Below are 16,483 nucleotides of genomic sequence, written 5' to 3' on the forward strand. Positions count from 1 at the left end.
GGCAGAGCATTCTTCACGCTCGCCGTGTTGCGGTATTAGCCACAGCTCAAAAGCAATGAACTCGCTCCTATAGTTACAGCCAAAGTCGAAGCAATATTCTCCGCCCAAAAATTGCATTATGGTTAATTTCTTGTTAACCATGCGAATCGGTAGGGGGCATTTCGCCTTCTTCACCTGCAGTCAGAGGGTTCTTGCCATGTCGAAGAAAGCTAAGGTGCAGAAGCCAGCCCGCGGATTTTGGTCCTGGCTCGATGTTGTTCTCGGTATCCGCTAGGACGCCAAAGCGACTATCGCACACAGTCAAAGGCCCCGGTTTTCCGGGGCCTTTTTGTTTCGGACGTCATTTTTGTCCTAATCGAAGAGACTTGAGACCGAGCTTTCGTCTGCAATGCGCTTGATCGCCTCTCCCACCAGGGGCGCGATTGTCAGCCTGCGAATCTTGCCGGCGTCCGAAACAGAATCGGGCGCCACGATCGAGTCGGTTACGACCAGTTCAGTCAGCTCCGAAGCCTCCACCCTCGCGATTGCGGCGCCGGAAAGCACGCCATGGGTGCAATAGGCAACGACACCAGCGGCACCCGCTGCCTTGAGTGCAGCAGCAGCGTTGCACAAGGTCCCTGCAGAATCGACGATATCATCGATCAAAATGCAAAACCGTCCCTCCACATCGCCAATGATATTCATGACTTCGGATTCGCCGGCGCGTTCGCGACGCTTGTCCACAATGGCGAGCGGAGCATTGTCGAGCCGCTTGGCAAGAGAGCGGGCGCGCACCACCCCACCCACGTCGGGAGAGACGACCATGATGTTCTGGTCACCGAAACGGGCCTGGATATCAGCCGACATCACCGGGGCGCCGTAAAGATTGTCGGTCGGGATGTCGAAGAAGCCCTGAATCTGGCCAGCATGCAGATCGACCGAGAGGACGCGGTTGGCGCCTGCAGATGTGATGATATTTGCCACGAGCTTGGCTGAAATCGGCGTACGCGGCCCCGGCTTGCGATCCTGCCTTGCGTAACCGAAATAGGGTACGACCGCCGTAATGCGCTTCGCCGAAGCGCGGCGAAGCGCATCGATCATGATGAGCAATTCCATCAGATTGTCATTTGCCGGAAAACTGGTCGACTGAATAACGAAGACATCCTCCCCCCGGACATTTTCGTGAATTTCGACGAAGACCTCTTCATCCGCAAACCGCCGGACGCTCGCTTCGGTCAGAGGGACATCGAGATAGTCCGCAATTGCTTTCGCCAGCGGCGGATTCGAATTGCCGGTCAAAAGTTTCATGCGCGCGTCCCCGTTCCTTCCCGATGCGCCGCCGCCTTAATGGGCGATGGTCGCTTGGGGAAGGGGGAGAAGGCAGGCCGGCCGACTAAACATCAAGATTCGCCACGTTCAGGGCATTCTCCTGAATGAATTCGCGGCGCGGCTCGACAATATCGCCCATGAGCTGGGTGAAAATTTCGTCCGCCAGATCGGCCTGCGAAACCTCGACCCGCAACAGGCTGCGATTCTCCGGGTCGAGTGTAGTTTCCCAGAGCTGTTCTGCATTCATTTCGCCCAAGCCCTTGTATCGGCTGATTGAAAGACCCTTCCGGCCCGTCGCCAATACGGCATCAAGCAGTTCCGACGGGCGCGTGATTGCAACGCCTTGTGTCGAAATGACAGCTGGCTCGGCATCCTCGTCAGCTTGCGCCTCCGTTACCTCCTCAACGCTTGCGGTCGCCTTGCCGATCGGAACAAGCCTGGACCCGGCCGCATAATTGTCGGCGACTTCCGCAATCAAGGTGTGCAGGCGGCGCGCCTCTTGGCTGGCGATGAAGCTCGCTTCGATAATATGGTGATCCGTCACACCGCGCCACAGGCGCTGGAGGTGATAGCCACCTTCGGCGCTCAGGCTGCCCTGCCAGTTTCCCTCAGGATCGGCATTGGTCAGCCACTCCGCCGCCTTGATCGCAGCGGCGTTTCTCTGTTCAGGGGTAAGCTGCGGATCAAGCGCTCCCACGAGTGCCAAGCCCTCGATAATTGCCGGATCGTAACGCTTGGGAACATAACGCATGAGGCTGCGCATCCGCCGCGCATGATTGACGAGTGAAGCGAGGTCATTGCCGCTCCGCGCGCCGCCCATCGTCTCGAGCGCGGAGAGATTGACGCCAGCTTCGATAAGGAAATCGTCGAGCTTGGCGTCATCCTTGAGATACACCTCGCTTCTGCCGCGGACAGCTTTGTAAAGCGGCGGCTGCGCAATGAAGAGATGACCGTTTGAAATGATTTCCGGCATTTGCCGATAAAAGAACGTCAGCAGCAGCGTCCGGATGTGCGCGCCGTCCACGTCTGCGTCGGTCATGATCACAATCTTGTGATAACGCAGCTTTTCTATGTTGAAATCCTCGCGACCGATGCCGGTTCCCATCGCCTGGATCAACGTGCCAATTTCGCGAGACGAAAGCATTTTATCAAAACGCGCCCGCTCAACATTCAAAATCTTGCCACGCAGTGGCAGGATCGCCTGATTTTGGCGATTGCGTCCCTGCTTGGCAGAGCCACCCGCGGAATCACCTTCGACGAGGAAGAGTTCGGACTTGGCTGGATCGCGCTCCTGGCAGTCGGCGAGCTTGCCTGGCAGAGAAGCGATATCCATCACGCCCTTGCGCCGGGTCAGCTCGCGAGCCTTCTTGGCCGCTTCACGCGCGGCAGCCGCATCGATCACCTTTTGGATGATGCTGCGCGCATGTGCAGGATTTTCTTCAAGCCATTCGGCCATCTTGTCGGCCATCAGGCTTTCGAGAGGCTGGCGCACTTCCGAAGACACCAACTTGTCTTTTGTCTGCGAAGAGAATTTGGGATCGGGTAGCTTGACCGATACGATGGCCGTCAGGCCTTCCCGCATGTCATCTCCGGTAAGCGTGACCTTCTCCTTCTTGAGCAGCCCCGACTTTTCTGCATAATTGTTCAGCGTGCGCGTCAATGCTGCACGAAATGCGGCGAGATGGGTGCCCCCATCCCGCTGCGGGATATTGTTGGTGAATGGCAGGACATTCTCGTAATAGCTGTCATTCCATTCGAGCGCGACGTCGATGCCAATGCCGTCCCGCTGCCCGGAAACCGCAATCGGTTCCGGAAAGAGCGGAGTTTTCGCACGATCGAGATATTTGACGAACGCCGCAATCCCGCCTTCATAAAAGAGTTCATGCTCGACATGCTCGGCATGGCGCGCGTCAATCAGAAAGATGCGGACGCCCGAGTTTAGAAAGGCCAGTTCGCGATAGCGATGCTCAAGCTTCTCGAAATCGAATTCGGTGATCTTGAAGGTTTCCGGCGATGGCAGGAACGTAACGCGCGTTCCCTTCTTGCCATTGGCAGGCCCGACCACTTTCAATGGAGCAACTGCATCGCCATGTGCGAACTGCATGTAATGCTCTTCATTGTCACGCCAGATTGTCAAGTCGAGCCGCAAGGACAGTGCATTGACGACAGACACGCCCACACCGTGAAGGCCACCTGAAACCTTGTAGGCATTGTCGTCAGACGTGTTTTCGAATTTGCCACCCGCATGGAGCTGGGTCATGATCACTTCGGCCGCCGAAACGCCCTCTTCGGCGTGGATCCCTGTCGGGATACCGCGACCATTATCCTCCACCGAAACCGATCCGTCAGGATTGAGCGTGATTGTAATCCGGTCGCAATGTCCGGCGAGCGCTTCATCGATCGCATTGTCCGAAACTTCGAAAACCATGTGGTGAAGGCCGGAACCATCATCGGTATCACCGATGTACATGCCTGGCCGTTTGCGGACGGCATCGAGGCCCTTGAGGACCTTGATCGAATCGGCGCCATATGCGGAAGTATTGGGGGTATTCTGGGGTTCGTCTGTCATGCCGAGCCTATAGGGAAGCGTGGCTCAAAACCCAAGGAAAATGCGACTCATGAACCAATTTGACATTGAATAAATGATTAGATATCTAACCTTATAGTTTGATATCTAATCGGAGCTCGAAATGGCGGTGGGCAGGCGAAATTTCATACTTGGTGCGGGTGGTTCGCTCGCGCTCGTTGCGGCAGCAGGAACCTGGCGCGTGACGCGGATGCCGGAAAAGGCAATCGAGCCCTGGCATCCGGATCGCGATCCGCCAGCAGATGTCAGGCTGGATGCCTTCCGGCACGCGATTCTCGCGCCCAACCCGCACAATCGCCAGCCCTGGCTCATCCGGCTTGAAAGCGATAATTCGGCCATTGTTTCGTGCGATCTCGACAAACGCTTGCCCGAGACCGATCCGTTTGACCGGCAAATCGTCATTGGCTTTGGGACATTTCTGGAGCTGGCCCGGATTGCTGCCGCCCAACGCGGAATCAGGATGGACATGACCCCATTTCCTGACGGCGACCCCCAACCGCGTCTCGATACCCGGCCGGTCGCGCGCCTGACTTTTGTTGCAGACAGGGCTGTTCGCCCTGATCCCCTTTACCGGTCGATCCTCAAGCGCAGGACGAACCGCGAAATCTATTCGAAAACGCCACCCGGAATCTCGCAGCTGACCGCGTTGCAAGCTGGCGATGTCCGTACGACACTGGATCCTGTGCTTCTCGGCAAGCTTCGCGCCATCACCGTTGCTGCGATTTCAAAGGAAATGACGACGCACCGAACGATGATGGAATCGGTTCGCTTGCTTCGTATTGGCCGGGACGAGATTGATGCCGCCGGTGACGGCCTGGCGCTGAGCGGGCCGATGATTGAAGCGACCCGATTGCTGGGTTTGACGACGAGGGAAAAGCTGGCCGATCCTGCCAGCACAGCCTTCAAGATTGGCCTCGACGGACAGCGGGAGATTTATGATTCTGTTCCCGCAGCGCTTTGGATTTCGACGCAAGACAATAGCCGCAACCAACAGCTTGATGCCGGCCGTCAGTATGTCCGAGCCACTTTGCGGGCAGCGGCACTCGGTCTGGCGATCCACCCGATGAGCCAATCACTCCAGGAATATCCGGAAATGGCCGAATATCTTGCCGCTGTCCACGCGTTGCTCGGGGTGCCAGACGGTCACCGCATCCAGATGCTCGCCCGCATCGGCCATGCCCCACCGGTGTCCCCGGCCCCGCGCTTGCCGCTCCAGTCCCATCTTGTCGCATGAACAAGACCATCCCAGCCTTCGAGCTGTTCAACGAAATCGGGATCATCAACCAGCTCGCGACCACGATGTTCGAACGCGTCTTGCCGAAGGGCATGACTCAGGCGCAATTCACGGTGCTCAATCATTTTGTGCGCCTCGGCCACCAAGAACGATCGCCGGCCCAATTGGCTTTCGCCTTTCAGGTCACGCGGCCGACCATGACAAGCACTTTGGCCCGGATGGAACGCGCCGGTCTGATCGCAGTCAGACCGGATCCGCAAGACGGACGTGGAAAGTTGGTCTCGTTGACGGAAAAGGGGCACGCGATGCGCGAGACGTGTCTTGCTGCGGCGTCTGTCCTCTTTCCGATCCTGGACGGCCTGATCACGCGAAATGAATTTGACGCCATGATGACGCCGCTCACGCGATTGCGGAAGGCGCTCGACGAGATGCGCAACGCCAAGGCACCAGTTATCGATTGAATTTTATTCGGCCGAAACAAGAAATTACGTGCACTGAGGCGTCAAATGTGTTCGGGGAGGAACAGCAAGTCCTCAAAATGGAGCTCAGGGTCGTCGCATCATGTTGCTTTCGCGCAATTATCCGCCTTCCCCTGAACTTGAGCCCTACATAGTGCGACATTATGTATTTGCCGCTGAGCTACCCGAGGATCTTACTCTGGAGGACCGGCTCCTTTCCGAAACTGCATTTGTACGCATCCTGATCCGCGGAGACTGGCAGGCGGAAATCGCTCCGGGCTATTGGGCGGGTGCCGGCCCTGTCGTCTTTTTCGGGCCCAATGAACTTCCTTTGCGCGTGAGGGTCAAGGGGCCGTTCACTGTGGCCGGGTTCGCCATCCATCCGGGAGGCTGGAAATCCCTTTTTGACCGATCCGCACGCGACTATGCCGATCAGATGATCCCGCTTGCCGCTGCTTGGGGGAACATTGCGGATCGCCTCTGGGCTGAGGCGCAAAATGAAACAGATGATGCAAGGCTCATAGCAGCGATGGAACACGCAATTCTGGCACGCCTTGCCTGGATCGGCGTGCGCGCACCGGACACACGGATGAATGAGTTTGCGGAAATCGCGCGGGCTGACAGCACGATTCGAATCGATGATGCGGCGGCGAAAATTGGTCTTTCGGTCCGCCAGCTTGAACGCCGTTGCCTTGCAACCTTCGGCCTGAGCCCCAAAGCTGTTTTGCGCCGCAGTCGTTTTCTGGACATGGCTACCGCGATGCGGGGATTTTCCTCACCAAGCGAAGAGGAGCTGGCAGCCCTGCGCTATTTCGACCAATCGCATCTGACCCGGGAATTCAAGCGCTTTGCCGGAATGACGCCCCGGGCCTTCGAGCGCACCACCACTCCGCTTTTCACGGCTGGTCTCAATCTTCGGAGTCAGGCCTTTGCTCGCTCGACTGCAGATTTCAGATTGAAGGATGGGATGCCGCGCTAGGCAGCACCTTGCCATCTTCAACGCGGAACCAGCTCGCCGCCTTACCCAGTCCCTCGAACAAATCGGCTTCGGTTCCTGTCATCCAGATTTGCCCGCCTCCACTGGCGAGCTTTTCAAAAAGTGCACTCCGCCGCTTAGGGTCCAGGTGAGCGGCAATTTCATCCAGGAGCAGGATGGGTCGACGCCCAGCCTGTTCAGCCACCAGGTCGGCATGCGCCAGGACGATGCCGAGGAGGAGCGCCTTTTGTTCCCCCGTCGAACAGCGGGCAGCAGGTTGCCCCTTGCCAAGATGTTCGACCGCAAGGTCACTCCGATGCGGTCCGACAAGCGTTCGTCCTGCGGCTGCATCGCGTGACCGCCCCTGCGCAAGTTCAACGCCCAGTTCTCCGTCGTCCTGCCAGCCTTCCAATGCCAAAGCGGCTCTCGCAAACGGTCCATCGACCGTGGCTGCGATTCTCTCGTTCAGCATGGTCACAAGTGCAGACCGCGCCCGCGAGATGGCTGCACCATGCTCCGCCATTTGTGCTTCCAGAGCACCAAGCCAGTCAGGATCTGCCGGGACGTCTCCAGCCAGCAGGCGATTGCGTTGGCGCATTGCGGCGTCGTAACGGGTCGTATGCCGGGCATGGGCAGGTTCGAGGGCGAGCACCAGCCTATCCAGAAAGCGCCTTCGTTCGCTCGCGCCTTCGGTGAAAAGCCGGTCCATGGCTGGCGTCAGCCACACAATTGAAAGCCATTCGGACAAGGCGCCAGCTGCAGCCGGAGCACCGTTGATCCGCACTACGCGACGCTCTGGCGCAGTCGCGAGCGTACCGACGCCAAGATCCACGTCGCCCATCCGGCCCGCAACCACAAAGCCCCCGGGCCCATCGCTCCGCGCCATGTCTCCAAGTGCTGCCCCCCGCAATCCGCGTCCGGGTACGAGGAGTGAAACAGCTTCAAGGATGTTGGTTTTTCCAGCACCGTTTTCCCCGATGAGCACGACAAAGTTCGAACCTGGCATCAGGGTTGCCGCCTGGTGGTTCCGGAAATCAGTCAATGCAAGGCGGGTCAGTGCCATCGGATCATGCTGCACACCAGATTGGCCTCAAAAACAAGCCCGACTTGCCCTTGGGGTAAGACGCGCGTAAGGGCCCGCTTCCGGTTGCCCGTCAAGGAAAGTCCTTGAAGGGGATTCGGCGGTCGGGACGTAGCGCAGCCTGGTAGCGCATCACACTGGGGGTGTGGGGGTCGCAGGTTCGAATCCTGTCGTCCCGACCAATTCAGCCGACCCGGCTGATCCGCCAGCCCCACACGCAGAGACTCAGCATCGCCGCATTGGAAATGAAGTCGAGCGCCATCCATTGGCTGAAGACCGGTTCTTCAAAGACGAACCAATAGTTGAACCAGAAGAACGGCAACAGTGCGATCCCGTAGACCAGAAAGGTGGTTCGGGTGAAGCTGCTGAACCATGCGAACAAGCCGGACAGGACAGCCTGCGAACCGAAACAGCCCATGAGCAATATGGTCGTAGCCGTGAGTTGGCGATATTCGGGATTAAGTCCCAGTTCGAGGACCATACGCGGCCAGAAAAGACACCAGCTTCCCAGAACCAGAAACGGGAGCGCAATGAGCCGTTGAACAATGAGTGGCGAAACCATGCGGCTATCCTAAACCAAAGGTGCGACCCTTGAAACCTTAAGGATGCGCGCCCCATATGCGCAAACATGAGCGAACTTCCCAAATGGCACGGCACCACCATCGTATCGGTGCGCAAAGGCGGCAAAGTCGTCATCGCAGGCGATGGCCAGGTATCGATGGGCCAGACCGTGATGAAGCCGAACGCGAAAAAGGTGCGTCCACTGGGCGACGGCAGGGTGATTGCCGGCTTTGCTGGTGCAACGGCGGACGCTTTCACGCTGTTTGAACGGCTGGAAAGAAAACTTGAGCAATTCAATGGGCAGTTGATGCGCTCGGCGGTCGAACTCGCCAAGGACTGGCGGACAGACAAATACCTCAGAAACCTCGAAGCGATGATGATCGTTGCCGACAAGGATGTGACGCTGATCCTCACAGGCAATGGCGATGTACTGGAGCCTGTCGATGGTATTGCCGCGATCGGTTCCGGTGGAAATTTTGCATTGGCAGCAGCGCGTGCGCTCAAGGACTATGAAACGGATGCAGAAAAGCTCGCGCGCAAGGCGATGGCGGTCGCTGCCGAGATTTGCGTCTACACCAACGACCAGCTGACGGTCGAAACCCTCGATTCAGCCCAGTAACAGGACCGAAATGAACCAGAATCTTACTCCCAAGGCCATTGTTGCTGCCTTGGATGCCCATATCGTCGGACAGACGGATGCCAAGCGTGCCGTGGCCGTTGCCCTGCGGAATCGTTGGCGCCGACAGCAGCTGGCGCCTGAATTGCGCGACGAGGTCAGCCCCAAGAACATTCTCATGATCGGTCCAACCGGATGCGGCAAGACCGAGATCAGTCGCCGCCTTGCCAAGCTTGCCGATGCGCCGTTCGTCAAGGTCGAGGCGACCAAATTCACTGAAGTCGGCTATGTCGGCCGCGACGTCGAACAGATTGCCCGCGATCTGGCGGAAGAAGCCATTCGCCTCGAAAAGGAGCGCCGCCGCACCGCAGTCCGCGACAAGGCAGAGGAAGCGGCAATGAACCGCCTGCTCGATGCGCTGACCGGCAAGGATTCTAGCACTGCCACCCGCGAGGCCTTTCGCAAGCGCTTCCAGGACGGCCACCTCCAGTCGACCGAAATCGAGATAGAGGTTGAGGCAAGCCCTTCAATGCCGTTCGACGTGCCCGGTGGTGCCCAGGTGGGCGTAATCAATATTGGCGAAATGATGGGCAAAGCCTTTGGCGGGAACCAGATGAAACGCCGCAAGATGACTGTCCCGGCGGCCTGGGCAAAGCTTATCGAGGAAGAAGCCGACAAGCGGCTGGACCAGGACGATGTCGCACGCGTGGCACTTGCCGATGCGGAAGCAAACGGGATCGTGTTTCTGGACGAGATCGACAAGATTGCCGTTTCCGACGTGCGGGGCGGCTCCGTCAGTCGCGAAGGTGTGCAGCGCGACTTGCTGCCGCTTATCGAAGGGACAACGGTTGCCACGAAATATGGCCCGATGAAGACAGACCACATCCTCTTCATTGCTTCGGGCGCTTTCCACGTTGCGAAGCCCAGCGACCTGCTTCCCGAACTGCAGGGACGGCTGCCGATCCGCGTGGAGCTGAAAGCACTCACGCAGGAGGATTTCGTCCGCATCCTGAAAGACACACGCGCCAGCCTTGCCGATCAATATGCTGCCCTGCTCGGAACGGAAGGAGTCAGCATCCGCTTCACGGATGACGGCATTGTGGCAATCGCGCGGATTGCCGCCGAAGTGAACGAAGCCGTCGAAAATATCGGTGCGCGCCGGCTATCGACCGTCATGGAAAAGCTGCTTGAGGATGTCAGTTTTGAAGCTGAAGACCGGCAGGGCAGCGAAGTGATAGTCGATGCAGACTATGTGAACAGTCAGCTTGCAAGTGTCGCAAAGAATGTCGATCTGAGCAAATATGTGCTCTAGCCTGCTGTAACCTTACGGGCTTGGCATCCGAATCCATGGCAAGACGCTTGCTGGACGGATTCACGAAGATGCACGGAAAATTTGGGTTCATCACCGCCGCCATTGTGGCAGTTGTTGCGATTACACCTGGTCCGGCAGCAGCAGAAATTGCCGTTGGCGAGAAGATTCCGGCCGGATTCAAGGTCGTCGACCCTTCCGGAAAGGTGCGTAACTGGGCAAGCGTAGCGGGCAAGAAAGGCACTGTGCTTGTTTTCTTTCGTTCCGCCAAATGGTGCCCCTATTGTCAGGCGCAACTGAAAAGCCTGAAGGATCTGCAGGCACCCCTTGGCCAACGCGGATACTCCCTCGCAGCCCTGAGTTATGACCCGCCTTCAACTCTCGCCGCTTTTGCGACCAAGACAGGGGTGAGCTATCCACTTTTGTCGGACGAAAAGTCGACGATGATCGACGCTTTTGGCTTGCGTGACACGTCCTATGCGTCCGGCAGCTATGCCTATGGCGTGCCCAAGGCCTCGATCCTTGTGATTGACGCCAAGGGGATCATGCGCTGGAAATCAGTCGCGACAGATTACAAGATCCGCGCAGACAATATGACAATCCTGCAGGCAGTGGACACTTTGCGATAACCCACCGGGCGCGGAACCCCCTTCCATCCATTGCGGATGGGAGGGGGCTTTCTTATCGGGAGCCGGTCTTGCGAACGGCACCCTTGTGGGCACCAACGCCTCCTGGCTTGCGATGTGGGCGGAACGGACGACGCGCACGATCTCCTTCGGTCCGCTCAGGACGATCACCGCGAGGCCGATCCCTGCCGCCGGCGTCATGCCGCTGAGCCACAGGCTTGTTGGCAGGCTTCGGCAACTTGGATTTCAGTTCGTCAAAATTTGCTGGCAGCGGAACCGGATTGAGCTTGACGCCCGTGAGGCGCTCGATCTGGCGCAGCCATCCCTTTTCCTCGCCCGCAACATATGAAATCGCAATACCATCGGCACCGGCGCGCGCTGTGCGACCAATGCGGTGGACATATTGTTCCGGAACATTGGGCATGTCGAAGTTGAACACATGACTGACGCCCGAGACGTCGATCCCGCGCGCTGCAATGTCCGTCGCGATCAGGATCTTGATATCACCCTTGCGGAAGGCATTGAGCGCCTGGGTCCTGTTGGCCTGAGATTTGTTGCCATGAATCGCCGCGCAACCGATGTTCGCGGCATGGAGATGCTTCACGATCTTGTCTGCACCATGCTTTGTGCGCGAGAAGACCAGTGCGCGATCAATCTCTTCCTTGCCGAGCTGGATCGTCAGCAAGGCCTGCTTTTCGATCTGGTTGAGGAACGTCACATATTGCTGGACGCGTTCGGCGGTCGAGGCGATCGGCGTGACCGCGACCTTGACCGGATCGGTCAGGAAGCGATCACCCAGATCGGCAATCGACTTCGGCATCGTTGCGGAAAAGAAAAGCGACTGGCGTTCCTTTGGAAGCATCTTGTCGATCTGCTTCAATGGCACGATGAACCCGAGATCAAGCATCTGGTCGGCCTCGTCCAGGACGAAGATTTCCACGTCCTTCAAGGTCACGGCACGCTGCTGAACAAGGTCAATCAGGCGACCGGGCGTTGCAACAAGTACATCGACACCTTGACCGAGTGCCTTGATCTGGCGACCGATCGGTACACCGCCGAAAACGGTCTCAACCGAGACCTGCATCTGCCGCCCATAATCGCGGAACGACGCGCCAATCTGCGCAGCCAGTTCGCGCGTTGGTGAAAGCACGAGCATGCGGCACGAACGCTGGACACGTGGCTTGGGATTGCGGTGAAAATAGTCCAGTGATGGCAATGCAAAGGCTGCTGTCTTGCCGGTGCCTGTTTGAGCGATGCCGCAGACATCGCGGCCGTCAAGCAACGGCGGGATCGCCTGAAGCTGGATCGGCGTCGGGGTAGTATAGCCCTTGGCGGCAAGCGCTGCCAAAAGCGGCTTGGCAAGGCCAAGGTCTGAAAATTGTGTCAAGATAAGTCTCGTTTCAAATATGCGAGAACCCGCACGGAATGTGCAGGCGCAAGCGGGGTCAAAGTTGACAACCCGCGTGAAAAGGGAAGCCGTGTGGCAATGCGCTCTAAGGTGCTGGCCTGAGCCGCACCCTAAAAATCGGTGCGGACAATCACGCTGGCCAGCATACGCAATCTCCAACGAAATTGCTGCGCTGCACAATCAGATAGGCGATAAAAGCAGGAAAAGCAAGGCTGAAAGGGAAATTACCTTGATCGTCAGCACCAGCGCGCCCATTTAGAGGCGATGTTGATCGAAACAGAAACCACGCCGAACCCGGCGACACTCAAGTTCTTGCCCGGCCGCATCGTGATGGAGGCAGGCACCCGCGACTTTGCGACACCTGAAGAAGCTGAAGCTTCGCCTTTGGCTGAAATGCTTTTCGGGTTAGGAGATGTTGAAGGTGTCTTCTTCGGAAAGGACTTTGTCTCTGTAACTGCCGGGCCCGGCAGTGACTGGCGGCAATTGAAGCCCGATGTCCTTTCCGTGCTGCTCGACCATTTCACGGCAAACATGCCGTTGTTCAAGACAGCCAGCGCAGGATTCAATGTTCCGGCCGAGGATGCCGGCTTTACTGACGATCCAGCGGACGAAGATATTATCATCCAGATCAAGGAATTGATCGAAACCCGCGTTCGTCCGGCTGTTGCCAACGACGGAGGCGACATTCTTTATCGAGGATTCGACAAGGGCAAGGTCTTCCTCAAGATGCAGGGCGCTTGCTCAGGCTGCCCGTCTTCGACGGCCACGCTCAAGCATGGTATCGAATCACTCCTCAAACATTATGTTCCAGAGGTCACTGAAGTCCTCGCTGTCTGAATCACACTTTCCAGGAAAGGCTACACATGTCCAAACCGCTTGATCCTGCGGCGCTTGATCAATTGTTTCGCGCGGCTCGCACCTTCAATGGTTATCTGGACAAGCCGGTTTCGCCCCAACAGATGGACGCGATCTGGGAATTGATGAAATTCGGGCCAACTTCAGCCAACTGCCTGCCTGCGAGGCTGGTCTGGTGTGCAAGTGCAGAGGCAAAGGAAAAGCTGGCCGGCTTTGCATTGCCAGCCAACGGCGACAAGATTCGCAAGGCTCCTGTGACAGTCATCATCGGGATGGACCTTGAATTTTACGAACATTTGCCTGAACTTTTTCCACATACTGATGCGCGAAGCTGGTTTGCTCATGCTCCTGCACTTGCAGAAGCTACCGCCTTCCGCAATTCATCCTTGCAGGGCGCCTATTTCATGCTTGCTGCACGTGCACTCGGGCTCGACATCGGGCCAATGTCCGGTTTCAACAATGACGCTGTGGACGAGGCATTTTTTGCCGGGACAAATGTGAGATCGAATTTTATTTCAACTTTGGGCTATGGCGACCCCTCTTCGATATTCGAACGTTCGCCTCGACCAGCCTTTGAGCGCTTCAACACGATCATCTGACCCCATGCGCCGCCTGGTCATAGAAACGTCAGGTGCGGATTGCTCGATTGCCTTGCTCGATGGGCAAGACATTATTGCGGAACGGCATGAACGTGTTGGGCGCGGTCATGCCGAACGGCTCATTCCTTGGATCGCGGCGCTACCTGCAGGCGGCAGGGGTGACGAAATTCTGGTCGGATGTGGTCCGGGCAGTTTTACAGGCGTTCGGATTGCGATTGCCGCCGCACGAGGCCTGGCCCTTGGCTGGAGTGTGCCTGTGCATGGCGTGTCCTCGCTTGCTCTCGTTGCCGCCGGGCAGAGCGAGACTGCATTGACCGTAGCCGTCGAAGGTGGACATGGGGAAATCTTTGTGCAGGATTTCATGCTCACGCCATTTTACCAAGCCGGGCCAATGCGTTCATTGACGCCAGAAGCAGCTGCTCAACTGTCAACCAACGCTTGGGTTGTCGGCAGCGGTGCAGAGCAGCTCGTTGCGGCTCGCGGTTATGGTACCGCGGTAAGCGGCGACGGACGGGCATCGAACGCTCGTCTGTTGCCCGAAGCCTTTACAACTCTTCCGGCGCGTCCCGTCTATGGTCGAGACGCTGACGCCAAGGCAATGGCGTGAACGAGCCCATAGACATTGCCGAGGCCGATACGCGTGACCTTGACGAGGTCATGTCAGTCATGACTCGGGCCTTCGACCCTCGAAACGGAGAGGCATGGACAGCGGCGCAATGTGCGGGAGCCCTGTCTCTCCCGGGCAGTGTACTTTTTCTTGCCCGCCGAAACGGTCGCGCACTTGGTTTTGCATTGGCCCGAAGCGTCGCGGACGAGGCCGAACTGCTTCTGATTGCGGTAAGGCCTGATGGCCAGCGAAGCGGGGCTGGTCGCGAGCTAATCCAGAATATTGTCAGCCACTACGCAGCAAAAGGCATCAAGAGGATTCATCTCGAAGTGCGTACAGACAATCCCGCGCTTGCCTTCTATGATTGTTTTGGGTTCGTTCAATCTGGCCTAAGGCGAAATTATTATCGCCGCAGCGATGGTCAATTCACTGACGCCGCAACATTAAGTCTTGAAATTGCATGATTTCAGGACAAAGCCGCCTTTGCCAAGTTCGAATCCATTGTTGATATGAGTATTCACGGCGCGTATCCCATCATTGCACTGATCGAAAATCACAAAAGAATCAGGCGTGCCAATAGAACACAAGGGTAGCGAGAAATGACAGATTCCAACGATATGACAGAAACAATCATTACGTTGACAGCCGATATTGTCGCGGCACATGTCAGCAACAACAGCGTTGCAGTATCGGATATTCCGACGCTTATTGCCAATGTACATACTGCGCTTTCGGGATTGGGCGGACGCGCGCCTGCGCCTGAAGTTCGCGCAGAGCCTGCTGTTTCCATCCGCGCTTCAATCAAGCCGGATTACATTGTTTGCCTTGATGACGGCAAGAAGCTCAAGATGTTGAAGCGCCACCTGATGACCCACTATGGCATCACCCCGGACGAATATCGTGCCAAATGGGGGCTTCCTGCGGATTACCCGATGGTTGCGCCCAATTATGCTGAGCAGCGCCGTAGCCTCGCGGTCAAGATCGGACTCGGCCGCAAGCCTGGCAAACGCAAATAATTCTGGAGCGGGAAATGGGCGGGCAATTGATTTGCCTGCCTGTCTCTCTAAAAGGATGGGCATGACCTATCCGAACGCAGCCTGCCATGCCCAGACGCATTGATATTGAGGCACTTTGCGCCGAAAAAGGCCTGCGCATTACGGAGCAACGGCGCATCATCGCGCGCGTTCTTTCTGAAGCAGAAGACCATCCGGATGTGGAAGCTCTTCATGCGCGCTCTTCTGCAATCGATCCCGGAATCTCGATCGCCACAGTGTACCGCACCGTTCGCCTCTTTGAAGAGGCCGGCATCCTTGATCGTCATGATTTTGGCGATGGGCGGTCACGCTATGAAGCGGCTCCGGAAGCGCATCATGACCATCTGATCGATGTCGAAACCGGCAAGGTGATCGAATTTGTCGATCCCGAGCTTGAAGCCTTGCAAAGGCAGATCGCTGAAAAGCTTGGGTTCCGGCTCGTAGATCATCGGATGGAACTTTATGGTGTCACGCTCGATCGAAAGAGCTGAGCACACGCACCTGCGGGCTTGGGGGCGGCTCGCAAAGATTGCTATCGCCCTTGTCCTGCTTTTGCCGGCGCATGGATTTTGGCGGCTGTTGCGATTGCGATCGCCCTGGCCCCGCATATTCCTTCAGTTTGCAGGCAAGTCGGCTGGCGCGGACGTAACGGTGCTTGGAACACCGCTCACGCGCGACGTCCTGTACATTGCAAACCATGTCAGCTGGCTGGATATCCTGGTTCTTGCAGGCAAGACTGGCAGTGCGTTTGTGGCAAAGGCAGACATGGCTCCCTGGCCAGTGATCGGTTGGCTCGCGACGCTCAACAATTCGGTTTATGTCGCCCGCGAACAAAGACTCGAAGTCCATGCGCAGGCCCTTGCAATGAAAACGGCACTGGAAACGGGCCAGCCACTGACCCTGTTCCCCGAAGGGACGACGGGCGACGGACATGCGCTTTTGCACTTCCGGTCCTCACTCGTCGCTTCGGTCACGCCACCCCCGCAAGGCATCTCTATCCAGCCTGTCGCCATCGACTACGGCCAATCCGCCGGTGAAATCGCATGGATCGGCGACGAGCCAGTCGGCAAGAACGCACTTCGTGTGATGAGCCGCGCACAGCGCTTGCCCGTCACGCTCCATTTCCTCGAACCGCTCGACCATGCGGACTTCACGCATCGAAAGGCAATCGTCGCGCACAGCCGCGAGGCGATTGCGAGGACATTGTTCGGGGCCTAAAGCGCC

The 16,483-nt window shown here is 57.5% G+C and carries 18 protein-coding genes and 1 tRNA gene; 14 read left to right on the forward strand and 5 right to left on the reverse strand.

Features of this window, described 5'->3' with window-relative positions:
• Window positions 1-351 precede the first annotated feature (351 nt).
• Together K0O24_RS01620 and gyrB are read right to left on the reverse strand one after the other, a co-directional pair.
• Window positions 352-1,287 (reverse strand): ribose-phosphate pyrophosphokinase, encoded by a 936-nt coding sequence (locus K0O24_RS01620; RefSeq protein WP_219894097.1) that lies wholly within the window; start codon window positions 1,285-1,287, stop codon window positions 352-354.
• An 85-nt stretch (window positions 1,288-1,372) separates the two neighbouring features.
• Complete coding sequence (gene gyrB / locus K0O24_RS01625; protein ID WP_219894098.1) at window positions 1,373-3,877, reverse strand: DNA topoisomerase (ATP-hydrolyzing) subunit B; 2,505 nt, start codon at window positions 3,875-3,877, stop codon at window positions 1,373-1,375.
• Between the two features lie 121 nt (window positions 3,878-3,998).
• Between gyrB and K0O24_RS01630 the strand changes: the two genes are divergently transcribed.
• The 3 genes from K0O24_RS01630 (at window position 3,999) to K0O24_RS01640 (ending at window position 6,566) form a co-directional block, all read left to right on the forward strand.
• Window positions 3,999-5,129, forward strand: coding sequence for an Acg family FMN-binding oxidoreductase (locus tag K0O24_RS01630; protein ID WP_219894099.1), 1,131 nt, complete (start codon window positions 3,999-4,001; stop codon window positions 5,127-5,129).
• The gene (locus K0O24_RS01635; protein WP_219894100.1) at window positions 5,126-5,590 is read left to right on the forward strand and encodes a MarR family winged helix-turn-helix transcriptional regulator; all 465 of its coding nucleotides are present in this window, start codon (window positions 5,126-5,128) and stop codon (window positions 5,588-5,590) included. Before K0O24_RS01630 ends, K0O24_RS01635 begins: the two co-directional genes overlap by 4 nt.
• 100 nt (window positions 5,591-5,690) lie before the next feature.
• Complete coding sequence (locus K0O24_RS01640; protein WP_219894101.1) at window positions 5,691-6,566, forward strand: helix-turn-helix transcriptional regulator; 876 nt, start codon at window positions 5,691-5,693, stop codon at window positions 6,564-6,566.
• On the opposite strand, the gene recF is transcribed toward K0O24_RS01640, so the two are convergent.
• Window positions 6,538-7,626 carry a DNA replication/repair protein RecF gene (gene recF / locus K0O24_RS01645; protein ID WP_219894102.1) on the reverse strand — a complete coding sequence of 363 codons (1,089 nt, stop codon included), beginning with the start codon at window positions 7,624-7,626 and terminating at the stop codon, window positions 6,538-6,540. The two genes, K0O24_RS01640 and recF, sit on opposite strands and share 29 nt — an antisense overlap.
• Window positions 7,627-7,749: 123 nt before the next feature.
• Here recF and K0O24_RS01650 point away from each other — a divergent pair.
• Window positions 7,750-7,826: transfer RNA gene (locus K0O24_RS01650), tRNA-Pro, on the forward strand.
• 2 nt (window positions 7,827-7,828) lie between these two features.
• Here K0O24_RS01650 and K0O24_RS01655 read toward each other — a convergent pair.
• Entirely contained in the window at window positions 7,829-8,206 is a 378-nt protein-coding gene (locus K0O24_RS01655; protein WP_219894103.1) for a hypothetical protein, read from the reverse strand.
• A 66-nt stretch (window positions 8,207-8,272) separates the two neighbouring features.
• Here K0O24_RS01655 and hslV point away from each other — a divergent pair, with 66 nt between their 5' ends.
• Genes hslV through K0O24_RS01670 form a run of 3 tightly spaced genes read left to right on the forward strand, consistent with a single transcriptional unit; the run spans window position 8,273 to window position 10,759 of the window.
• Window positions 8,273-8,824 (forward strand): ATP-dependent protease subunit HslV, encoded by a 552-nt coding sequence (hslV, locus tag K0O24_RS01660; RefSeq protein ID WP_219894104.1) that lies wholly within the window; start codon window positions 8,273-8,275, stop codon window positions 8,822-8,824.
• 10 nt (window positions 8,825-8,834) lie between these two features.
• Window positions 8,835-10,133, forward strand: coding sequence for an ATP-dependent protease ATPase subunit HslU (gene hslU, locus K0O24_RS01665; protein WP_219894105.1), 1,299 nt, complete (start codon window positions 8,835-8,837; stop codon window positions 10,131-10,133).
• A 35-nt stretch (window positions 10,134-10,168) separates the two neighbouring features.
• The gene (locus K0O24_RS01670) at window positions 10,169-10,759 is read left to right on the forward strand and encodes a peroxiredoxin family protein (protein WP_219894106.1); all 591 of its coding nucleotides are present in this window, start codon (window positions 10,169-10,171) and stop codon (window positions 10,757-10,759) included.
• Between the two features lie 52 nt (window positions 10,760-10,811).
• Here the strand turns inward: K0O24_RS01670 and K0O24_RS01675 are convergent, their stop codons facing one another.
• A complete protein-coding gene (locus K0O24_RS01675) occupies window positions 10,812-12,143 on the reverse strand; it encodes a DEAD/DEAH box helicase (protein WP_219894107.1) in 1,332 nt (443 codons plus the stop codon).
• Window positions 12,144-12,428: 285 nt separating this feature from the next.
• On the opposite strand from K0O24_RS01675, the gene K0O24_RS01680 reads away from it, so the two are divergent.
• The 7 genes from K0O24_RS01680 (at window position 12,429) to K0O24_RS01710 (ending at window position 16,477) form a co-directional block, all read left to right on the forward strand.
• Complete coding sequence (locus K0O24_RS01680; RefSeq protein ID WP_219894108.1) at window positions 12,429-13,001, forward strand: NifU family protein; 573 nt, start codon at window positions 12,429-12,431, stop codon at window positions 12,999-13,001.
• A gap of 26 nt (window positions 13,002-13,027) precedes the next feature.
• Window positions 13,028-13,618, forward strand: coding sequence for a malonic semialdehyde reductase (locus K0O24_RS01685; RefSeq protein WP_219894109.1), 591 nt, complete (start codon window positions 13,028-13,030; stop codon window positions 13,616-13,618).
• Between the two features lie 4 nt (window positions 13,619-13,622).
• A complete protein-coding gene (gene tsaB, locus K0O24_RS01690; RefSeq protein ID WP_219894110.1) occupies window positions 13,623-14,225 on the forward strand; it encodes a tRNA (adenosine(37)-N6)-threonylcarbamoyltransferase complex dimerization subunit type 1 TsaB in 603 nt (200 codons plus the stop codon).
• Window positions 14,222-14,689: a ribosomal protein S18-alanine N-acetyltransferase gene (gene rimI / locus K0O24_RS01695; RefSeq protein ID WP_246611097.1), complete on the forward strand. Its 468-nt coding sequence runs from the start codon at window positions 14,222-14,224 to the stop codon at window positions 14,687-14,689. Before tsaB ends, rimI begins: the two co-directional genes overlap by 4 nt.
• Window positions 14,690-14,824: 135 nt before the next feature.
• The gene (locus K0O24_RS01700; RefSeq protein WP_219894111.1) at window positions 14,825-15,241 is read left to right on the forward strand and encodes a Ros/MucR family transcriptional regulator; all 417 of its coding nucleotides are present in this window, start codon (window positions 14,825-14,827) and stop codon (window positions 15,239-15,241) included.
• Between the two features lie 86 nt (window positions 15,242-15,327).
• Complete coding sequence (locus K0O24_RS01705) at window positions 15,328-15,750, forward strand: Fur family transcriptional regulator (RefSeq protein WP_219894112.1); 423 nt, start codon at window positions 15,328-15,330, stop codon at window positions 15,748-15,750.
• Complete coding sequence (locus K0O24_RS01710) at window positions 15,722-16,477, forward strand: lysophospholipid acyltransferase family protein (protein ID WP_219894113.1); 756 nt, start codon at window positions 15,722-15,724, stop codon at window positions 16,475-16,477. The genes K0O24_RS01705 and K0O24_RS01710 overlap by 29 nt, the downstream gene beginning before the upstream one ends.
• Window positions 16,478-16,483: the final 6 nt, after the last annotated feature.

The sequence above is a fragment of the Aquisediminimonas profunda genome (genome assembly GCF_019443285.1).
Taxonomy (GTDB): domain Bacteria; phylum Pseudomonadota; class Alphaproteobacteria; order Sphingomonadales; family Sphingomonadaceae; genus Aquisediminimonas; species Aquisediminimonas profunda.